This window comes from Paenibacillus sp. CAU 1782, from assembly GCF_054551715.1.
Genome location: NZ_JBTOLL010000020.1, coordinates 47,869 through 67,786, shown reverse-complemented (window position 1 = coordinate 67,786; position 19,918 = coordinate 47,869). Strand labels below are relative to the sequence as shown.

The 19,918-nt window shown below is 49.9% G+C and carries 16 protein-coding genes and 1 other annotated feature; all 16 genes read right to left on the bottom strand.

What is annotated here, in order from left to right:
• Positions 1-24: 24 nt before the first annotated feature.
• The gene (rplC, locus tag ACX93W_RS24105; protein ID WP_459394934.1) at positions 25-648 is read right to left on the bottom strand and encodes a 50S ribosomal protein L3; all 624 of its coding nucleotides are present in this window, start codon (positions 646-648) and stop codon (positions 25-27) included.
• A gap of 57 nt (positions 649-705) precedes the next feature.
• Positions 706-1,014: a 30S ribosomal protein S10 gene (gene rpsJ / locus ACX93W_RS24100; RefSeq protein WP_005544556.1), complete on the bottom strand. Its 309-nt coding sequence runs from the start codon at positions 1,012-1,014 to the stop codon at positions 706-708.
• A 322-nt stretch (positions 1,015-1,336) separates the two neighbouring features.
• Positions 1,337-2,131 carry an ABC transporter ATP-binding protein gene (locus ACX93W_RS24095; protein WP_459394933.1) on the bottom strand — a complete coding sequence of 265 codons (795 nt, stop codon included), beginning with the start codon at positions 2,129-2,131 and terminating at the stop codon, positions 1,337-1,339.
• Entirely contained in the window at positions 2,131-3,048 is a 918-nt protein-coding gene (locus tag ACX93W_RS24090; protein ID WP_459394932.1) for an ABC transporter permease, read from the bottom strand. The genes ACX93W_RS24095 and ACX93W_RS24090 overlap by 1 nt, the downstream gene beginning before the upstream one ends.
• 86 nt (positions 3,049-3,134) lie before the next feature.
• Positions 3,135-4,193 carry an ABC transporter substrate-binding protein gene (locus tag ACX93W_RS24085; RefSeq protein WP_459394931.1) on the bottom strand — a complete coding sequence of 353 codons (1,059 nt, stop codon included), beginning with the start codon at positions 4,191-4,193 and terminating at the stop codon, positions 3,135-3,137.
• Between the two features lie 266 nt (positions 4,194-4,459).
• Positions 4,460-5,650, bottom strand: a complete 1,191-nt coding sequence (gene tuf / locus ACX93W_RS24080; RefSeq protein ID WP_459394930.1) for an elongation factor Tu — start codon at positions 5,648-5,650, stop codon at positions 4,460-4,462.
• Between the two features lie 116 nt (positions 5,651-5,766).
• On the bottom strand, positions 5,767-7,845 hold the full coding sequence (gene fusA, locus ACX93W_RS24075) for an elongation factor G (RefSeq protein ID WP_459394929.1): 2,079 nt from the start codon (positions 7,843-7,845) through the stop codon (positions 5,767-5,769).
• 29 nt (positions 7,846-7,874) lie between these two features.
• Positions 7,875-8,345 carry a 30S ribosomal protein S7 gene (gene rpsG / locus ACX93W_RS24070; protein WP_068679380.1) on the bottom strand — a complete coding sequence of 157 codons (471 nt, stop codon included), beginning with the start codon at positions 8,343-8,345 and terminating at the stop codon, positions 7,875-7,877.
• Between the two features lie 87 nt (positions 8,346-8,432).
• A complete protein-coding gene (rpsL, locus tag ACX93W_RS24065; protein WP_068679382.1) occupies positions 8,433-8,852 on the bottom strand; it encodes a 30S ribosomal protein S12 in 420 nt (139 codons plus the stop codon).
• Positions 8,853-9,130: 278 nt separating this feature from the next.
• Entirely contained in the window at positions 9,131-12,757 is a 3,627-nt protein-coding gene (rpoC, locus tag ACX93W_RS24060) for a DNA-directed RNA polymerase subunit beta' (RefSeq protein WP_459394928.1), read from the bottom strand.
• Positions 12,758-12,843: 86 nt separating this feature from the next.
• Positions 12,844-16,389: a DNA-directed RNA polymerase subunit beta gene (gene rpoB / locus ACX93W_RS24055; RefSeq protein ID WP_459394927.1), complete on the bottom strand. Its 3,546-nt coding sequence runs from the start codon at positions 16,387-16,389 to the stop codon at positions 12,844-12,846.
• 379 nt (positions 16,390-16,768) lie between these two features.
• On the bottom strand, positions 16,769-17,368 hold the full coding sequence (locus ACX93W_RS24050; protein ID WP_459394926.1) for a class I SAM-dependent methyltransferase: 600 nt from the start codon (positions 17,366-17,368) through the stop codon (positions 16,769-16,771).
• Between the two features lie 92 nt (positions 17,369-17,460).
• The gene (gene rplL / locus ACX93W_RS24045) at positions 17,461-17,823 is read right to left on the bottom strand and encodes a 50S ribosomal protein L7/L12 (RefSeq protein WP_459394925.1); all 363 of its coding nucleotides are present in this window, start codon (positions 17,821-17,823) and stop codon (positions 17,461-17,463) included.
• An 84-nt stretch (positions 17,824-17,907) separates the two neighbouring features.
• A complete protein-coding gene (gene rplJ, locus ACX93W_RS24040) occupies positions 17,908-18,411 on the bottom strand; it encodes a 50S ribosomal protein L10 (RefSeq protein WP_459394924.1) in 504 nt (167 codons plus the stop codon).
• 56 nt (positions 18,412-18,467) lie between these two features.
• Positions 18,468-18,633: a sequence feature (ribosomal protein L10 leader region), on the bottom strand.
• A gap of 19 nt (positions 18,634-18,652) precedes the next feature.
• A complete protein-coding gene (rplA, locus tag ACX93W_RS24035; RefSeq protein ID WP_459394923.1) occupies positions 18,653-19,345 on the bottom strand; it encodes a 50S ribosomal protein L1 in 693 nt (230 codons plus the stop codon).
• A 109-nt stretch (positions 19,346-19,454) separates the two neighbouring features.
• Positions 19,455-19,880: a 50S ribosomal protein L11 gene (gene rplK / locus ACX93W_RS24030; RefSeq protein ID WP_068679396.1), complete on the bottom strand. Its 426-nt coding sequence runs from the start codon at positions 19,878-19,880 to the stop codon at positions 19,455-19,457.
• Positions 19,881-19,918 lie beyond the last annotated feature (38 nt).

The following is a 19,918-nucleotide window of genomic DNA, read 5'->3' as shown; positions in this document are numbered from 1 at the left end:
TGTTCCTCCTTTCTTTCTCACCATTTATTTCTTAACGGTTTCTTTCACTTTCACAAAACCGTTTTTAGGTCCAGGCACGGAGCCTTTAACCAGAATCACGTTACGCTCAGCGTCTACGCGAATAACTTCAAGCTTTTGAATCGTGATGGTTTCATGACCCATATGTCCTGGCAGGCGTTTGCCTTTAGGCACGCGGTTAGCCTGGATGGAACCCATGGAACCTGGTCCGCGGTGGTAGCGGGAACCGTGGGACATAGGTCCCGTGCTTTGTCCCCAACGTTTGATAACGCCGGCAAAGCCTTTACCTTTGGAAATACCTGTTACGTCAACAAATTCGCCCTCCGCGAACAAGTCAGCTTTAACTTCCTGGCCAACTTCAAACTCACCAAGGTTGATACCGCGAATTTCGCGAACGTAGCGCTTAGGAGTCGAACCTGCTTTTTTAGCATGGCCGATCTCTGGTTTAGTCGCTCTTTTTTCTTTCTTATCGGAGAAACCGAGCTGTACTGCCTCGTAGCCGTCAGTCTCCACATCTTTCTTCTGGAGAACCACGCAAGGGCCAGCCTCGATAACCGTTACAGGAATAACGTTGCCTTCAGGCGTAAATACTTGCGTCATTCCAAGCTTTTTCCCTAAGATACCTTTCATGTTGACACCTCGTTTCCTCTCTATGATCGTCTATCACATGTTTACTTGTGTATAACTTTACAGCTTGATTTCGATGTCCACACCGGACGGCAAGTCAAGGCGCATCAGCGCATCAACAGTTTGCGGCGTCGGATTCACAATATCGATCAAGCGCTTGTGTGTGCGCATTTCGAATTGCTCACGGGAATCCTTGTACTTGTGAACCGCACGAAGAATAGTGATAATTTGCTTTTCCGTTGGCAACGGAATCGGCCCGGATACGCCTGCACCGGAACGTTTTGCAGTTTCCACGATTTTCTCTGCGGATTGATCAAGAATTCTGTGATCGTATGCTTTCAAGCGGATACGAATCTTTTGCTTTGCCATATAAGTCCCTCCTTCTATCGCCCAATTTTTTAATCGGACATACTCCGTGAGAATAACCCGCCACAGGTCCCATGGCAAAGGGGCCGGGTGTGTCGGCAACCTCTCACATCAACGCAACGTCAGACCAACAGTCAATATTATATACAATTAGGCGGGCGAATGCAACTAAAAGTTTTTAATGCAAAAATCGCCTTTTGAGCAAGCCTCTTTATCGGGTTTCTTCTATTATATAGAACCGTTTTGCACGCACATAAAAACGCGCATGCTTCCGGCTTGTTCCAGCCGATCGCGCGCGCGTTACTCCATTGCTATTCTTCCATGCTTATCCCAGCACAACCCGGTCATCCGCCATCTTCTTGCCGCTGATTGCTTCGAACTCGCCTAACAATTGCTCAACAGTCAGATTATCCTTGCGGTTGTCATCTACCTGGAGAATAATCTTGCCCTTGTCCATCATGATTAATCGGTTGCCGAGCCGAATGGCCTGCTCCATGTTATGAGTGACCATCAAGGTAGTCAGCTTCAGCTCTCTCACGATGGTTTCCGTGAGCGTAGTTACGAGCTCCGCCCTGGCGGGATCTAAAGCAGCCGTATGCTCGTCAAGCAGCAAGATTTGCGGGCGGGTAAAGGTTGCCATCAAAAGGCTGAGCGCCTGTCTCTCGCCGCCTGAGAGCAGACCTACTTTAGCGCCGAGACGATTCTCCAAACCAATGCCAAGACTCGACAATTCTTGACGGAAAACCTTTCGGAGCTTGCTGTTGATGCCAAAGCTTAATCCCCGTGTTTTGCCGCGCTTGTAGGCAATCGCCAAATTTTCCTCAATGGTCATCCGCGGAGCAGTGCCCGCCATTGGATCCTGAAATACCCGCCCGATCCACTTGCTCCGCTTATGCTCAGGCAATAGGCTTACATCATATCCATCTATCCACACCTTCCCGGCATCAGGTTTCATAACGCCGGAAATAATATTCATTAAAGTAGACTTGCCCGCGCCGTTACTCCCGATAACCGTAACGAAGTCGCCGGCTTTTAAATGAAGGTTTCCGTTCAGCAAAGCTATTTTTTCATCGACGGTCCCGGGATTAAACAGCTTGGATACACTTTCGATTTTCAGCATCAGCGAACACCTCCCGTTTTATTGCTGCCAAGAGAGGCCAACACTTGCTCGGTGCGCTTTTTTCCCACAGATTTTTCTTTGAGCGTGCGCCGGATCGCAGGAATAACCAAAGCACCTATAATAATAACCGCCGTAATCAGCTTCATATCCTGTGCGTCCAAGCCAGGAACACGCAAAGCCAGCGCGTAGATGACTCGGTAAATAATCGCCCCGATCACCACCGCTATAAGCGCCCGCAAGACGGTACGGGCTCCCACGATCGCTTCGCCGATAATAACCGAAGCCAGGCCGATTACGATCATGCCGATACCCATCAAATTATTTGCCGCATTTTGCGAATACGCAACGAGAGCGCCAGAGCATGCCACCAAAGCGTTGGAAAGCCCCACTCCCAAAATAATGCTCATGTCCGTATTTGCCCCAAAGCTGCGTATCATGCGATTATTGTCGCCCGTGCCTCTAAGGCTAAGTCCAAGATCGGTTTTGAAGAACAAAACCAGCAGCACAACCGCCGCAATAACCAGGATTCCCCCAATCAATAACTGCGAAGCGCCGTTCTGGAAAATATTCGCCTCGCCCCGAAGCGACAAATTCGGTTTTCCCAATATGCGAAGATTGATGGAATAGAGCGCGATCATCATGATGATGCCGGACAACAATCCGTTGATTTTGCCTTTTGTATGGAGCAAGCCCGTACATACGCCTGCCAGCCCTCCGCTTATGAATGCCCCCAGCAGCGAAAGCCATGGAGGGCTACCCGCTATGGTCATGGTGGCGCCAACGGCAGCACCGGTCGTAAAACTTCCGTCCACAGTCAGATCGGGAAAATCAAGAATACGAAATGTGATATAAACGCCAAGCGCCATTAATGCATAGAGCAAACCAGCCTCGATAGCGCCGCTAATCGATGTCAGCAACAAAATCGCCTCCCAACTTCATGACAATGGGGTGACCATAATCCGGTCCACCCCATTTAAACACGTTATGCAGCATGAACCATTCATTATTGAATCAGGTTGTTTTCTGCATCTTTAACATAGGCCTTCATTTCATCCGTTACAGTAATGCCTTGTTCCTCCGCCGCATTCAAATTCATGATAAAGTCCAGCTTCTGCGGTCTGGTTACGTTCATTTCGCCCGGGTTTTTACCTTTCAAAATTTCGACTGCCATTTGTCCCACTTCGTAACCATGATCATAATATTTGAATCCAACTGTTGCAAAAGCGCCCTTTTCTACCGTATCTCGGTCAGCCGAGAAAAATGGAATGTCGTTCGCGTTGGCCACATCAATGATGCTCTCCGCGCCTTGAACAACGGTGTTATCCAATGTAATGTAGATGGCTTGAACGCGACCCACCAGGGATTGAGCGGCTTGCTGGATATCCGACACATTGGCTACTGCCGCTTTTACCAACTGAATGTTGTGTTTGGCAAGAGCCTCTTCAGCCACTTTGCTCATATAGACCGCATTATCCTGAGATTCGTCAATAATAAGGCCTACGCTTTTGACATCAGCAATTTCTTTGGCGATAAAATCAATGGTCTGCACAATTGCATCCGGATTTGTATCGGAAGCGCCTGTCACATTGCCGCCCGGAGCTTCCAGCTGCGACACGATTCCGGAATCAACCGGATCGGTAACTGCTGCAAACAACACCGGAAAATCTTTTATCTCGTCTACCAGCACCTGAGTATTTGGCGTAGCGATACCAAGTGCAAGGTCCGGTTTATTAGAGGCAATTTTCTCAGCGATCGGCTTGAAGTTATTAGGATCGCCTTGAGCATTATTGTAATCAATTTTAAGATTTTTGCCTTCAACATAACCTGCATCCTCAAGCGCCTTCAAAAATCCCAATCGGGTGGAATCTAATGAAGGATGCTCAACGATTTGCGAAATCGCAATGTTATATACCTTTTCATCTCCGCCTGTTGCGCCGCCGTTAGCAGATCCTTCGCCTGCAGCGCCTCCTTCATTGGTTTTGCCGCCGTTGCCGCCTCCGCAGGCTGCCATAATCACCATGACGGCCGCCAGCAATAGACCCAGCATTGTTTTCTTTTTCATTTTCAAAAACCCCTTTCATTATATTCTGTTTCTTAATGACCAATGGTATGCGGGCTTGTCCAGACCACCGCTTCAACACTTTGCACTGGGGAAGCAATGTGATAGAGCTAAGCCCCTAGCTGACTATACGTTTTATATTAAGTCGATGTCATGTTTATAGTCAATGTAAAGTTACCGAGAATACTTGACAATTCGTTATATAAAACACAAAAAAACCCTCACCGAAGTGAGGGTTTTGCATGCAAAGCGACTAATGTCGCAATACATTATTTTTGGATAGTTGCAACAGCGCCGGCGCCAACTGTACGGCCGCCTTCACGGATGGAGAAGCGAGTTCCTTCTTCAACAGCGATTGGAGCGATCAGTTCAACTGTAACAGTGATGTTGTCGCCAGGCATAACCATTTCAGTACCTTCTGGCAGGTTGATGATACCTGTTACGTCAGTTGTACGGAAATAGAATTGTGGACGGTAGCCTGTGAAGAAAGGCTTGTGACGGCCACCCTCTTCTTTAGTCAGAACGTAGATTTGAGCAGTGAAGTTTGTGTGTGGCTTAACGGAAGCCGGTTTAGCCAAAACTTGACCACGCTCGATGTCTTTACGGTCTACACCGCGAAGCAATGCGCCGATGTTGTCGCCCGCTTGAGCGGAGTCCATCAGCTTACGGAACATTTCTACGCCCGTAACAACGGATTTGCGAGTTTCTTCTTGCAAACCGATGATTTCGATTTCGTCGCCAACTTTAACTACGCCACGATCGATACGGCCTGTTGCAACTGTACCACGACCAGTGATCGTGAATACGTCCTCGACAGGCATAAGGAAAGGCTTAGCTGTGTCGCGCTCTGGAGTTGGGATGTAAGAGTCAACATGCTCAAACAGCTCAACGATTTTGTCAGCCCAAGGGCCTTCTGGGTTTTGCAGGGCTTCACGAGCAGCACCACGAACGATTGGAGTGTCGTCGCCTGGGAACTCATACTCGGAAAGAAGGTCGCGAACTTCCATTTCAACCAGCTCAAGAAGCTCTTCGTCTTCAACCATGTCGCATTTGTTAAGGAATACAACGATGTAAGGAACGCCTACTTGGCGGGAGAGCAGGATGTGCTCGCGCGTTTGTGGCATTGGGCCGTCAGAAGCGGATACTACCAGGATAGCTCCGTCCATTTGTGCAGCGCCAGTGATCATGTTTTTAACATAGTCGGCGTGACCTGGGCAGTCAACGTGAGCATAGTGACGGTTAGGAGTCTCATACTCAACGTGAGCAGTGGAGATAGTGATACCGCGCTCGCGCTCTTCTGGAGCTTTGTCGATTTGGTCAAATGCGATTGCAGCACCGCCGTATTTTTTGGAAAGTACAGTTGTGATCGCAGCTGTAAGAGTTGTTTTACCATGGTCGACGTGACCAATAGTACCGATGTTAACATGCGGTTTATTACGTTCAAATTTTGCCTTAGCCATTGAACTGAGTCCTCCTCAATATATCTTGATTTTTATGTGCGGGCCGACGCCGGTTGTGCGTACACGTCCGGCGGGACCAAAAACAAACGGTTGAGCGAGCATTGCCGTTTGGAGAACTATTCTCCGCCTCTATGCTTCGCGATGATCTCTTCAGAGATCGATTTAGGAACTTCCTCGTAATGGGAAAGCTCCATAGAGAATACGCCGCGTCCTTGTGTACCGGAACGAAGTGTTGTGGAGTAACCAAACATCTCGGAGAGAGGCACCTTAGCACGGATAATTTGCGCACCAGCGCGGGAATCCATACCTTCGATGCGACCACGACGGGAGTTCAGCATGCCCATAACGTCGCCCATGTATTCTTCAGGAACGGTTACTTCTACCTTCATGATTGGCTCAAGAAGGACTGGTTTACATTTGTCTTTAGCAGCTTTAAGCGCCAGGGAGCCGGCAATTTTAAACGCCATTTCCGAGGAGTCGACGTCATGGTATGAACCATCGACAACAGTCGCTTTGATATCAACGAGCGGGAAGCCGGCAAGAACGCCGTTTTTCATCGACTCTTCGATACCTGCTTGAATCGGAGCGATGTATTCGCGAGGAATAGCGCCGCCGACTACTTTGCTTTCAAATGTAAAACCTGCTCCAGCCTCTTGCGGTTCGAACTCAACCCAACAATGACCAAATTGGCCTTTACCGCCGGATTGACGAACGAATTTACCTTCGACTTTAGCACCCAGACGGAATGTTTCACGGTATGCAACCTGCGGCTTGCCGACATTGGTCTCAACCTTGAATTCACGGAACATCCGGTCAACGAGGATTTCAAGGTGAAGCTCACCCATACCCGCGATGATCGTTTGATTCGTTTCTTCGTCTGTGTAAGCACGGAACGTTGGATCTTCTTCGGCGAGCTTCGAGATAGCAACGCCCAATTTGTCCTGGTCCGCTTTTGTCTTAGGCTCGATAGCGATTTGGATAACCGGCTCTGGGAAGTTCATGGATTCAAGTACAATCGGGAACTTCTCGTCGCACAGTGTGTCGCCCGTAGTTGTGTCTTTAAGACCAACGGCAGCGGCGATGTCACCAGAATACACTTCCGAGATTTCTTGACGGCTGTTCGCGTGCATTTGAAGAATCCGGCCAATCCGCTCACGTTTGTTCTTTGTTGCGTTCAGAACATACGAACCGGATTTCAGGATACCCGAGTACACACGGAAGAACGTCAGTCTGCCCACGTATGGGTCAGTCATGATTTTGAAGGCCAATGCGGAGAATGGCTCAGTGTCGGAAGAAGGACGAACCGCTTCCTCACCATCTTCAAGCGTACCTTTAATGGCAGGTACATCCACTGGTGCAGGCAGGTAGTCAACAACAGCGTCCAGAACAAGCTGAACACCTTTGTTGCGGTACGAGGAGCCTGCTACAACCGGGAAGATTTTAACTTCGCAAACACCTTTGCGAAGTACTGCTTTCAATTCTGCAACGGTGATTTCTTCACCTTCCAGATATTTCATAGTCAGTTCTTCATCCAGCTCAGCAACTTTCTCTACCAATTCATTGCGAAGCTCTTCAACCTGATCTGCATATTCTGCAGGAATCGGGCCTTGGATTGGGTCTTTGCCCAAGTCGTCTTTGTACGTGTAAGCAACGCGCTCGATGATGTCGATTACGCCAAGGAAATCGGACTCGGCACCAATTGGAAGCTGGATAGCTACCGCATTGGCTTGCAGACGCTCACGCATGTCTTTTACGACATTGAGGTAGTCTGCACCGATGATATCCATTTTGTTGACATAAGCGATCCGTGGAACACCGTAGCGGTCAGCTTGACGCCATACAGTTTCGGACTGAGGCTCAACGCCTTCTTTCGCACTGAAAACCCCAACGGCCCCGTCCAATACGCGCAGGGAACGTTCAACTTCAACTGTGAAGTCAACGTGACCTGGGGTGTCGATAATATTAATGCGGTTACCCTTCCATTGAGCGGTTGTAGCGGCAGACGTAATCGTGATGCCGCGCTCTTGCTCCTGTTCCATCCAGTCCATCGTCGCTGCACCTTCGTGCACCTCGCCGATTTTGTGGGTACGGCCCGTGAAGAACAAGATCCGTTCAGTTGTTGTGGTTTTACCAGCGTCAATATGCGCCATAATCCCGATATTACGCGTATTTTCCAAGGAGAACTCTCTTGACATAAAATCGTCTCCTTTCAATCATTATAATTCTACCAGCGGTAGTGAGCAAACGCTCTGTTTGCATCAGCCATTTTGTGCGTGTCTTCACGTTTTTTAACCGATGCGCCCGTGTTGTTGGATGCGTCAAGAATTTCAGCAGCCAAACGTTCAACCATTGTTTTTTCGCCGCGGTTGCGGGAGTAGTTTACCAACCAACGAAGAGCAAGTGCCGTACGGCGCTCAGGCTTAACTTCGATTGGCACTTGATAGTTGGAGCCGCCAACACGACGAGCTTTAACCTCAAGTACAGGCATGATGTTTTTCATTGCTGCTTCGAATACTTCCATCGGATCATTTCCCGAACGCTCTTGAATGAGCTTGAATGCATCATACAGCAAAGTTTGCGCTACGCCTCTTTTTCCGTCAACCATAATTCGGTTAATCAAACGAGTAACCAGTTTGCTATGGTACACCGGATCCGGCAATACGTCGCGTTTTGTAACAGGACCTTTGCGTGGCATGAAAAAGTCCCCCTTTCTTTTAATAGTGGATTACTTTGTAACAAAATGGAGTGAATCCATTCAATCCGGCCCGCTTAGAGCGCGGTCTTATTTCTTAACTTTAGGACGTTTCGTGCCGTATTTGGAACGAGCCTGGTTACGGTTGTTAACACCCGCTGTATCCAGTGCACCACGAACAATATGGTAACGCACGCCCGGAAGGTCTTTAACACGACCGCCGCGGATCAAAACAACGCTGTGCTCTTGCAGGTTATGACCGATACCTGGAATGTACGCTGTAACCTCTACACGGTTGGACAAACGCACACGCGCATATTTACGAAGCGCGGAGTTCGGTTTTTTCGGAGTCATCGTTCCTACACGAGTGCAGACACCGCGTTTTTGAGGCGCGCTGATATCAGTAGCTTCACGTTTCAGAGCATTAAAGCCTTTTTGCAAGGCTGGCGATTTCGATTTAACGACTTTCGCTTGACGTCCTTTGCGAACGAGCTGGTTAATAGTTGGCATTTTGGTTGCCACCCCCTTCCCCTTATTCATGTCTTTATGTGGTAGACATTTCACCCTACATTTAAGCCCACAGATCCAGGCGGTTCATAATTGATCAATGCTGTGCTACAAGCCTGGCTGTTAGGCACACTTCGATATATTATCACTTCCCCTATCCACATGTCAAGCGGGAAGTTCCAAGTTTATAGTCATTGCTTGATTAAAGCATAACAGCCGCTTGCATCCCCTAGAATCAGTGAATGCAAGCGACTGCTATTCTGCCTTTACAAGACTTTTATTTATTCAACGACAACAGCTTCCGCTGTTTCTTCCTGAACTTCGCCTTCCAGAGTCTCCTCTTCCAGACCAGTCAGACGAATGTTGCGATAGCGATGCATGCCTGTTCCTGCAGGGATCAGCTTGCCGATGATAACATTTTCCTTCAGGCCGAGCAATTGGTCGACCTTGCCTTTGATCGCTGCATCTGTCAGGACACGAGTGGTCTCCTGGAAGGATGCTGCGGACAAGAAGGAATCCGTCTCAAGGGAAGCTTTTGTAATACCAAGCAATACCGGCTTGGCAACCGCAGGTTCTTTGTCGGCAAAAATCGCCTCGCGGTTGGCTGCTTCGTATTCATGAATGTCTACGAATGCGCCTGGCAGAAGAGTTGTATCCCCTGCGTCCACGATACGGATTTTGCGAAGCATCTGCTTGATCATAACTTCAACGTGTTTGTCGTTGATCTCAACGCCCTGGTTCCGGTAAACGCGCTGAACCTCTTGCAGAATGTAGTTCTGCACGCCTCGGATGCCTTTGATGCGCAGCATATCCTTAGGATCGATAGATCCGTCGGTCAGCTCGTCGCCGGCTTCGATTTGTTGGCCTTCCGCTACGCGGATACGGGAACCATAGGTAACGGAATACACTTTGGATTCCGCTTCGCCTTGAACCTCGATTTCGCGACGGTCCTTGGCTTCGCGAATTTCCTTGATGACGCCGTCCAGCTCGGAGATAATCGCTTGGCCTTTTGGATTACGGGCCTCGAACAACTCCTGGATACGCGGCAAACCTTGCGTGATATCGTCGCCGGCTACGCCGCCGGTATGGAACGTACGCATCGTGAGCTGTGTTCCCGGCTCGCCGATGGATTGGGCAGCGATAATACCAACCGCTTCGCCGATCTCAACATGCTTGCCTGTAGCAAGGTTGCGTCCGTAACAAATTTTGCAGACGCCGTGACGGGCGCGGCAGCTCAGAACAGAGCGGATTTGCAGGCGCTCTACGCCGGCCGAAATGATTTCGTCTGCTTTTCCGGCATCGATGAGATCATTGCGGTTAACAATGATTTCGCCGGTCTGCGGATGACGAACGGTCTCGAACGCATAACGGCCTTCAATACGGTCGTACAGATCTTCGATAACCTCTTTGCCATCCTGGATTTTGCTTACGCTAAAGCCTTTGTCCGTTCCGCAATCGTCTTCGCGCACAATTACGTCCTGCGCAACATCGACGAGACGACGGGTCAAGTAACCGGAGTCAGCGGTACGAAGCGCCGTATCGGCAAGACCTTTCCGCGCGCCGTGAGTGGAAATAAAGTATTCCAAGACCGTCAGGCCTTCGCGGAAGTTCGATTTGATCGGCAATTCGATGATACGGCCGGACGGGTTCGCCATCAGACCGCGCATGCCGCCAAGCTGAGTAATCTGGGATTTGTTACCCCGCGCCTTGGAGTCCACCATCAACATGATGTTGTTGTAGCGATCCATGGACTTCATGAGCACTTCGGTAATTTCATCCTTACATTTGCTCCAGATGCTGATAATACGATCGTAACGTTCTTCGTTCGTAATCAGACCGCGACGGTATTGGTTCATTACCGTAGCGACTTTTTCATCGGAGGCTTTCATAATTTCCGCTTTTTCTTTCGGGATAATAACGTCGGATACACCGATCGTAATCCCCGCTTTAGTGGAATAGGTAAAGCCAAGCTGCTTGATGCGGTCCAAAATAATCGCAGTCAGCGTTGTATGGTATTGACGGAAGCACTCCGCAATGATCAAAGCCAAGTAGTCCTTGCCTACCGCGCCCGGAGTTGGAAGCTCTTCAGCGAGTTTCACCAGATCGGAACCTTTTTCATAAACGAAGTATTTGTCAGGTGTGCCTTGAAGCAGGTTAACCTTTGTCGCTTCGTTAATGAATGGGAAGTCCGTCGGGAAAATTTCGTTAAAAATAACTTTGCCGACCGTCGTAATAAGCAGCGATTTCTGTTGTTGTTCCGTAAAGCTCTTTTTATTCAGAACTTTAGCAGGAATCAAGATACGCGCATGCAAGGAAACAATACCGCGTTGATAAGCGGAGATCGCTTCATTCACGGATGCAAAGACAGCGCCCGAACCTTTGGACTCTTTGTTGTCCATGGTCAGGTAGTAACTGCCAAGAACCATATCCTGCGAAGGCGTAACAACAGGTTTGCCGTCTTTAGGGTTCAAAATGTTGCCCGATGCCAACATGAGCAAACGAGCTTCAGCTTGAGCTTCTGCGGACAGCGGAACGTGAACGGCCATTTGGTCGCCGTCAAAGTCGGCGTTGTATGCCGTACATACCAGCGGATGCAGCTTGATTGCGCGGCCTTCCACCAGAATCGGTTCAAACGCCTGGATACCCAGTCTGTGAAGTGTGGGGGCACGGTTCAGAAGAACCGGATGCTCCTTGATAACTTCCTCCAGCACATCCCATACCTCGGGGCTGACGCGTTCTACTTTGCGCTTCGCACTCTTGATATTGTGGGCCAGACCTTTGTTAACCAGCTCTTTCATAACAAAAGGCTTAAACAGCTCCAGCGCCATCTCTTTAGGCAGACCGCATTGGAACATCTTCAGGTTTGGACCTACGACGATAACGGAACGACCGGAGTAGTCAACGCGTTTACCCAGCAAGTTCTGACGGAAACGGCCTTGTTTACCTTTCAGCATGTGGCTGAGCGATTTCAGAGGACGGTTGCCAGGACCTGTTACAGGACGGCCGCGACGGCCATTGTCGATCAAGGCGTCAACTGCTTCCTGCAGCATCCGTTTTTCGTTTTGTACGATAATGTCGGGAGCGCCCAGATCCAAAAGACGCTTCAGACGGTTATTCCGGTTAATGACGCGGCGGTACAGGTCATTCAGGTCGGACGTTGCGAAACGGCCGCCGTCAAGCTGAACCATTGGACGAAGTTCCGGCGGGATGACAGGCAGCACGTCCAGAATCATCCACTCCGGCGCATTTCCGGAGTTGCGGAACGCTTCGATTACTTCAAGGCGCTTGATCGCGCGGTTGCGGCGTTGGCCTTGAGCCGTGCGCAGCTCTTCCTTCAGCGTGTCAAGCTCGCGATCCACATCGATATCCTGAAGCAGCTTTTTGACGGCTTCGGCGCCCATGCCGGCTTGGAATCCGTATCCGTATTTTTCACGGTAGCTGCGGTATTCCTTCTCGGACAACAGTTGCTTTTTCTCCAGCGGCGTATCACCGGGATCGGTTACGACATAGGATGCGAAGTAAATGATCTCCTCAAGCGAGCGAGGGGACATATCCAGAGCCAGACCCATGCGGCTTGGAATTCCTTTGAAATACCAGATATGAGACACCGGAGCGGCTAGCTCGATATGGCCCATTCTTTCGCGGCGTACTTTTGCGCGCGTAACTTCGACGCCGCAGCGATCGCAGACAACGCCTTTATAACGTACACGCTTGTATTTGCCGCAATGGCATTCCCAGTCTTTTGTAGGACCAAAAATCTTTTCGCAGAAGAGACCTTCCTTCTCCGGTTTGAGCGTCCTGTAGTTGATGGTTTCCGGCTTTTTAACTTCTCCGCGGGACCACGAGCGAATTTTATCCGGCGAAGCCAGACCAATTTTCATATACTCGAAGTTGTTAACGTCCAACAAGGAGCAACCCTCCTTCGTCATGTATGACTGTAACCGGCGCAGCAGCGGCTTCGCTTCCGAACCCGCCGCTACGCTCAGTTTATGATTTATTCAACGCCTGCTTCTGAACCTTCCAGATTGAGATTCAGCTTATCGCCTGTGCCTTCGTCCTCGTCATCGATTTCTTTCATTTCGATTTCTTCCTCGTTTTCGGTCAGGATTTTGACATCCATGCCAAGGCTTTGAAGCTCCTTGATCAAGACCTTAAACGATTCTGGAACGCCTGGCTCCGGCACATTTTCGCCTTTGACGATGGATTCGTACGTTTTCACGCGGCCAACCACGTCATCGGACTTGACGGTCAAAATTTCCTGCAGCGTATATGCCGCGCCGTAGGCCTCGAGCGCCCAAACTTCCATCTCGCCGAAGCGCTGTCCGCCGAACTGGGCTTTACCGCCAAGCGGCTGCTGCGTAACGAGAGAGTATGGACCCGTGGAACGGGCATGGATTTTGTCGTCGACCATGTGCGCCAGTTTGATCATGTACATGACGCCGACCGTAACTTCACGCTCGAAGGATTCGCCTGTGCGTCCGTCGTACAGAATCGTTTTACCGTTGCGCTGCATGCCTGCTTCTTCCATCGTGTCGAAAACATCGTTTTCTCGCGCGCCGTCGAATACCGGCGTTGCCGCGTGGATGCCAAGATGCTTACATGCCATGCCAAGGTGAACCTCCAGCGCCTGGCCGATGTTCATCCGGGATGGTACGCCCAGCGGGTTAAGAACAACCTCGACCGGCGTGCCGTCCGGCAGGAACGGCATATCTTCTTCTGGCATGATGCGGGCGATAACGCCCTTGTTGCCGTGGCGTCCCGCCATTTTGTCGCCTTCGGAAATTTTCCGTTTTTGAGCGATGTAGGCGCGAACCAGCTGATTGACGCCCGGAGGCAGCTCATCGCCGTTCTCGCGGGTAAAGACTTTAACATCAACGACAATGCCGTCAGTTCCGTGAGGAACGCGCAGCGAGGTGTCGCGTACTTCGCGAGCTTTTTCGCCGAATATGGCGTGCAGCAAGCGTTCTTCCGCCGTCAGCTCCGTTACGCCCTTAGGCGTTACCTTGCCCACGAGGATGTCGCCTGCGCCGATTTCGGCGCCTACGCGGATGATGCCGCGTTCGTCGAGGTTGCGAAGCGCCTCCTCGCCGACGTTCGGAATGTCGCGCGTAATTTCTTCAGGTCCAAGCTTCGTATCGCGAGCTTCGGACTCGTATTCCTCGATATGAATGGAGGTGTAAACATCCTCCTTGACCAGCTTTTCGCTAAGCAGGATCGCATCCTCGTAGTTGTAGCCTTCCCAAGTCATGAAGGCAACGACAACGTTGCGGCCCAGTGCCAGCTCGCCCATTTCCGTGGACGGGCCGTCGGCGAGGATATCGCCTTTTTTGATGATGTCGCCCTTGCGTACAAGAGGACGCTGATTGATGCACGTACCTTGGTTGGAACGCATAAACTTATGCAGTTTGTGCTTCACCAGGTCACCGTTAACCGGTTTGCCGTCAATCAATTCGACGCGGCGCAGCCAAATTTCGTTGGCGCTGGAACGCTCGATAACGCCATCGTATTTGGAAACAACGCAAACGCCGGAATCCTTTGCAGCTTTATGCTCCATGCCTGTACCGACAAACGGCGCTTTCGGAATGAGAAGCGGAACCGCCTGCCGTTGCATGTTGGAACCCATGAGCGCGCGGTTGGAGTCATCGTTCTCCAGGAACGGAATCAGCGCCGTCGCCACGGATACAACCTGCTTCGGCGATACGTCCATGTAGTCGACGCGGTCGCTCGGCATTGTCAGGATATTGTCGGCCTGCTTATTGTAACGAACGATGGTTTGCTTTTCCGCAAACTGGTTCTCCGAAGTCAACTGGGCATTCGCTTGCGCGATAATGTAGTTGTCTTCCTCGTCCGCAGTCAAATAGGCGATTTGGTCCGTAACCGTACCCGATTTGGGATCTACCCAACGGTAAGGCGCTTCGATAAAGCCATATTCGTTAATTCGCGCAAAAGTGGACAGAGAGTTGATCAGACCGATGTTCGGTCCCTCAGGCGTCTCGATCGGACACATGCGGCCATAGTGGGAGTGATGGACGTCCCGTACTTCAAAGCCCGCGCGTTCGCGCGTCAAACCGCCCGGTCCAAGCGCGGATAGACGACGTTTGTGCGTAAGTTCAGCTAGCGGGTTCGTCTGGTCCATAAACTGCGACAGCTGCGAAGAACCGAAAAACTCTTTAATGGACGCGATAACCGGGCGAATGTTGATCAGCGCCTGCGGCGTAATCGCGTTGGCATCCTGAATGGACATGCGCTCGCGCACGACGCGCTCCATACGGGACAGGCCGATACGGAACTGGTTTTGCAGCAGCTCACCTACAGAACGCAGACGGCGGTTGCCCAGATGGTCGATATCGTCCGTGCTTCCCACGCCATGAAGCAAATTCAGGAAATAGTTGATGGATGCAATGATGTCCGCAGGCGTAATATGCTTGACTGCTTTGTCGATAATGCCGTTGGAAATCACTTTAATGACTTTGCCTTCGTCGTTCGGCGAGAATACGCTGATAGCCTGCAGTGGTATACTATCGGCATCAAGCACTCCAGTCGCGACGTGATAAGTACGGAAGCCAATGTCTTTCTCCAGCTTCTCAAGAATCTCGTCAAGCAAACGACGGTCGATCATTTGGCCCGCCTCGGCGATAATTTCGCCGGTGGAAGGATCGATCAGGTTTTCCGCAAGCTTTTGATTGAACAAGCGGTTTTTGATGTGGAGCTTCTTGTTTATTTTGTAACGGCCGACATTGGCCAGGTCATATCGTTTGGGATCGAAAAAGCGTGCAACCAGCAAGCTTTTCGCGTTGTCCAAGGTAGGCGGCTCGCCCGGACGCAAACGCTCGTAAATTTCAATGAGCGCTTTCTCCGTGGAATCCGTGCTGTCCTTGTCCAGCGTATTGCGGATATACTCGTCATGTCCGAGCAAATCCAGAATTTCAGCGTCTGTACCGAAGCCAAGCGCACGCAAAAGCACCGTTACCGGGATTTTCCGGGTCCGGTCAATACGAACATAGACGATATCCTTGGCGTCTGTTTCAAGCTCCAGCCAAGCGCCGCGGTTAGGAATAACCGTTGCGGTGTACGTCTTCTTGCCGTTCTTGTCAACCTTCGTGCTGAAATACACACTGGGGGAGCGAACCAATTGGCTGACGATAACGCGTTCTGCGCCGTTGATGATAAACGTGCCTGTCTCGGTCATAAGCGGAAAATCGCCCATGAATACTTCCTGTTCCTTAACTTCGCCCGTTTCCTTATTGAACAGACGCACCTTCACCCGCAATGGGGCTGCATACGTGACATCACGTTCCTTCGACTCATCGACCGAATATTTCGGCTCGCCTAAGCTATAGTCGATAAATTCCAGCGATAGATTGCCCGTAAAGTCCGAAATCGGCGAAATGTCCTGGAATAGCTCGATCAAATCGGTTTCCAGAAACTTTTCATACGATTTTTGTTGGATTTCAATCAGGTTCGGGACTTCCAGCACCTCGCTGATCCTTGCGTAGCTTCTCCTCGCTCGCCGACCATACTGAACAAGTTGTCCTGCCAACTTAACCTCACCCCTCAAGTCTGTCTTACAGCATCGATACTTCCTGCGTTACCCTTAGGCAGCGGCAGCCGCCTATACAGATAAATAAAGAAAAGCCCTTATCGAATAGTTCGAAAAAAGAGCATGTTTCTGGCAGTTTGCCATACGCAGCGCAGTGCGCGTTGGTCTCATATCAAGTAATTTTGCCCAAAATGTAAACATTATACGTCAAATGTCACAAATGTATGCATTTCTGCGCTAAAAATTCATACTTGACATTTTAGTTGACTAAAGAGATTTCGAGCAATTTTATGCTGACATTTTATAATATTACCACATCCAAAATGTCAAGTCAATTCATTTCCATTTCAATTATGGACTTTTCGGTGTTAATGCTGCTTTATGCTTTGATTGCCTTAAGAATCCAGTAGCCTTTATCTCTTGTTACCTCTTCCACAGACTCGTACAACGATTCAAGTTTCTCCAGCGCGGAAGGCGCGCCTTGCTTCTTCTGAATGACGACCCACATGGCGCCGCCGGCTTTCAACAACTCCAGGCCTTCTTCAAAAATCTGATGAACTACCGCTTTGCCCGCCCTGATAGGAGGATTGGTCAAAATAACGTCGAATCGTCTCCCCTTTACCGCTTCGAACAAGTCACTTTGCAGCGCCTCGACGTTGGAAATGCCGTTTGATTTCGCATTTTCCGCCGCCAATTGCACCGCGCGCTCGTTTATGTCAATCAAAACGGTTTGACCGGCGGGAGCCAATCTGGCTGCCACAAGCCCGATCGGACCATAACCGCATCCAACATCTAGGATGTGGTCGTCCTTCTTTAGCTCCATCTGCTGGATCAAAACACGGCTGCCGTAATCTACACCTGTTTTTGAAAATACCCCGGCATCAGTCATCAGCTTCAACTGTTGTCCCCGAATCGTAAAATCATGGGTTTGCCGGTTATGAGCGATTTCCGGCTTTTTGCTGTAATAGTGATTGCTCATACGCCACATCTCCTTTCTTTTATTATTGCAAGAAAGAAACCCCTTGAACCGCAAGTTATGCGATTCAAGGGGTTTCTTTGCGGAAAGAAAAATTACTTAACTTCTACTACAGCGCCAGCTTCTTCAAGCTTAGCTTTGATGCCGTTAGCTTCGTCTTCAGCAATTTTTTCTTTGATTGCTTTAGGAGCGCCGTCAACCAGTTCTTTTGCTTCTTTCAAGCCAAGACCAGTGATTTCGCGAACAACTTTGATAACGTTGATTTTGGAAGCGCCAGCGCTTGTCAGAATAACGTCGAATTCAGTTTGAGCAGCAGCTTCAGCAGCGCCGCCGCCAGCTACAACTGCAACAGGAGCTGCAGCAGTTACGCCGAATTCTTCTTCGATAGCTTTAACAAGATCGTTCAGTTCAAGAACAGTCATACCTTTGATTGCTTCCAGGATTTGCTCTTTAGACATGGTTATACCTCCGGTAATTTGGTTTAATTTTTGTTAAATCATTTATTGCGATGCTATGCAGCAGGTCTTTCATAAAGTAGAAGCTTAAGCTCCTGCTTCTTGTTTTTCTCCAACTGCTTTAACTGCAAGCGCGAAGTTGCGAACTGGCGCTTGAAGCACGCTGAGGAGCATGGAAAGCAAACCTTCGCGGGAAGGAAGCTCAGCAAGAGCCTTGATTTGCTCCATACTTACTACTTTACCTTCAACAACGCCGCCTTTAAGTTTCAAAGCATCGTTTTTCTTAGCGAAATCGTTCAGGATTTTTGCAGGAGCGATAGCGTCATCGCCGCTAAATGCAACCGCAGTTGGTCCTGTCAAAATTTCGTTAAGCTCCGTCAGCTCCGTACCTTCAGTAGCGCGGCGAACGATGGAGTTTTTCAGAACTTGGAAGTCAACGCCCGCTTCGCGGAGCTGTTTCCGAAGTTCGGTTACTTGCGCAACGTTCAATCCACGATAGTCAGCAACTACAGTGCTTGGGCTGGAAGTCAGCTTCGAAGCAACCACAGCAACCGCTTCTTGTTTCCCTTGGATGATCTTTGCGTTAGCCAAATTGTACACCTCCCGTAAAATTATACATCCCGTTTATGCGTCGGATCTTCCTCTCCTCGATGCATGAGAAAGGCCCTCGCAGAACTGCGAAGGCCATGATGTCGTTAAGATGATTTTGCGGGACAAGCCTGCTCGATTCATCAACATTTTATCATAACACCTCGGTAGGAAATTAAGCCCGGCATGGGCACCTACTGTCTACGGTATGCGTATTCGATATAAGTGGTCGTTTCCCTTCGACTTAACGGTAGTTAGCAGTCGAAACGCGAGCGCCAGGGCCCATTGTGGAGGAAACGGCGATGTTTTTCAGGTAAACGCCTTTTGCAGCAGCCGGTTTGGCGCGAACAAGGGCATCAATCAGAGCTTTCAGGTTTTCGTTCAGCTTTTCGGAGTCGAACGAAACTTTGCCGATTGGAGCGTGGATTTGACCCGCTTTGTCCAGACGGTACTCGATTTTACCTGCTTTGATTTCTTGAACGGCTTTTGCAACGTCAAACGTTACAGTACCTGCTTTCGGGTTAGGCATAAGACCTTTACCGCCCAGGATACGGCCGAGCTTACCAACTTCAGCCATCATGTCCGGCGTTGCTACGCAAACGTCGAAATCGAACCAGCCTTGTTGGATTTTGTTGATCATGTCTGCATCGCCAACAAAGTCAGCGCCAGCAGCTTCCGCTTCTTTCACCTTTTCGCCTTTTGCGAAAACGAGAACGCGTTTTGTTTTACCTGTGCCATGCGGAAGGACAACTACGCCGCGAACCGCTTGGTCTTGTTTACGAGGGTCTACACCCAGACGCACTGCAACTTCGACGGATTCGTCGAATTTGGCTGTCGAAGCTTTTTTAACAAGCTCGATTGCTTCCAGTGACTCATAGCTTGCTTCGCTGTCAATCAGCTTAGCAGCTTCAACATATTTTTTACCGTGTTTAGCCATTGTAAGTTCCTCCTTATGTGGTAGTAGCGAAGCATCCTCCTTGGGACGATCCTCCCACTTGCAGAGCCAGAAGGCCTGCGCCCGTCGATGTCTCTAGGACATCTCCGGATTAATCAACGATTGTTACGCCCATGCTGCGAGCTGTGCCCTCAACCATACGCATTGCCGCTTCCACGGATGCTGCGTTAAGGTCTTGCATTTTTGTCTCGGCGATTTCGCGTACTTTATCACGCTTAACAGTAGCTACTTTCTTTTTGTTCGGTTCACCGGAACCTTTTTCGATACCAGCTGCTACGCGGAGCAATACTGCTGCCGGCGGCGTTTTGGTTTCAAAAGTGAAGGAACGGTCCTCGAATACCGTGATCACGACTGGAATAATCAGACCTGCTTGATCCGCTGTACGAGCGTTGAACTCTTTACAGAACGCCATAATGTTAACGCCTGCTTGACCCAGTGCCGGACCGATTGGCGGAGCCGGATTCGCTTTACCTGCAGGAACTTGCAGTTTGACCATCTTGATGACCTTTTTTGCCATGATTCACACCTCCTTGCCTTGATATACAGACGCCAAGC

What these genes read in the sequence shown, in the direction of transcription:
- tuf (WP_459394930.1), bottom strand. Translation starts at nt 5,650, where the DNA reads ATGGCTAAGGCAAAATTTGAACGTAATAAACCGCATGTTAACATCGGT.
- ACX93W_RS24050 (WP_459394926.1), bottom strand. Translation starts at nt 17,368, where the DNA reads ATGAGCAATCACTATTACAGCAAAAAGCCGGAAATCGCTCATAACCGG.
- rplA (WP_459394923.1), bottom strand. Translation starts at nt 19,345, where the DNA reads ATGGCTAAACACGGTAAAAAATATGTTGAAGCTGCTAAGCTGATTGAC.
- rplL (WP_459394925.1), bottom strand. Translation starts at nt 17,823, where the DNA reads ATGTCTAAAGAGCAAATCCTGGAAGCAATCAAAGGTATGACTGTTCTT.
- rpsJ (WP_005544556.1), bottom strand. Translation starts at nt 1,014, where the DNA reads ATGGCAAAGCAAAAGATTCGTATCCGCTTGAAAGCATACGATCACAGA.
- rplK (WP_068679396.1), bottom strand. Translation starts at nt 19,880, where the DNA reads ATGGCAAAAAAGGTCATCAAGATGGTCAAACTGCAAGTTCCTGCAGGT.
- fusA (WP_459394929.1), bottom strand. Translation starts at nt 7,845, where the DNA reads ATGTCAAGAGAGTTCTCCTTGGAAAATACGCGTAATATCGGGATTATG.
- ACX93W_RS24095 (WP_459394933.1), bottom strand. Translation starts at nt 2,131, where the DNA reads ATGCTGAAAATCGAAAGTGTATCCAAGCTGTTTAATCCCGGGACCGTC.
- rplC (WP_459394934.1), bottom strand. Translation starts at nt 648, where the DNA reads ATGAAAGGTATCTTAGGGAAAAAGCTTGGAATGACGCAAGTATTTACG.
- ACX93W_RS24085 (WP_459394931.1), bottom strand. Translation starts at nt 4,193, where the DNA reads ATGAAAAAGAAAACAATGCTGGGTCTATTGCTGGCGGCCGTCATGGTG.
- rpsL (WP_068679382.1), bottom strand. Translation starts at nt 8,852, where the DNA reads ATGCCAACTATTAACCAGCTCGTTCGCAAAGGACGTCAAGCGAAAGTC.
- rpsG (WP_068679380.1), bottom strand. Translation starts at nt 8,345, where the DNA reads ATGCCACGCAAAGGTCCTGTTACAAAACGCGACGTATTGCCGGATCCG.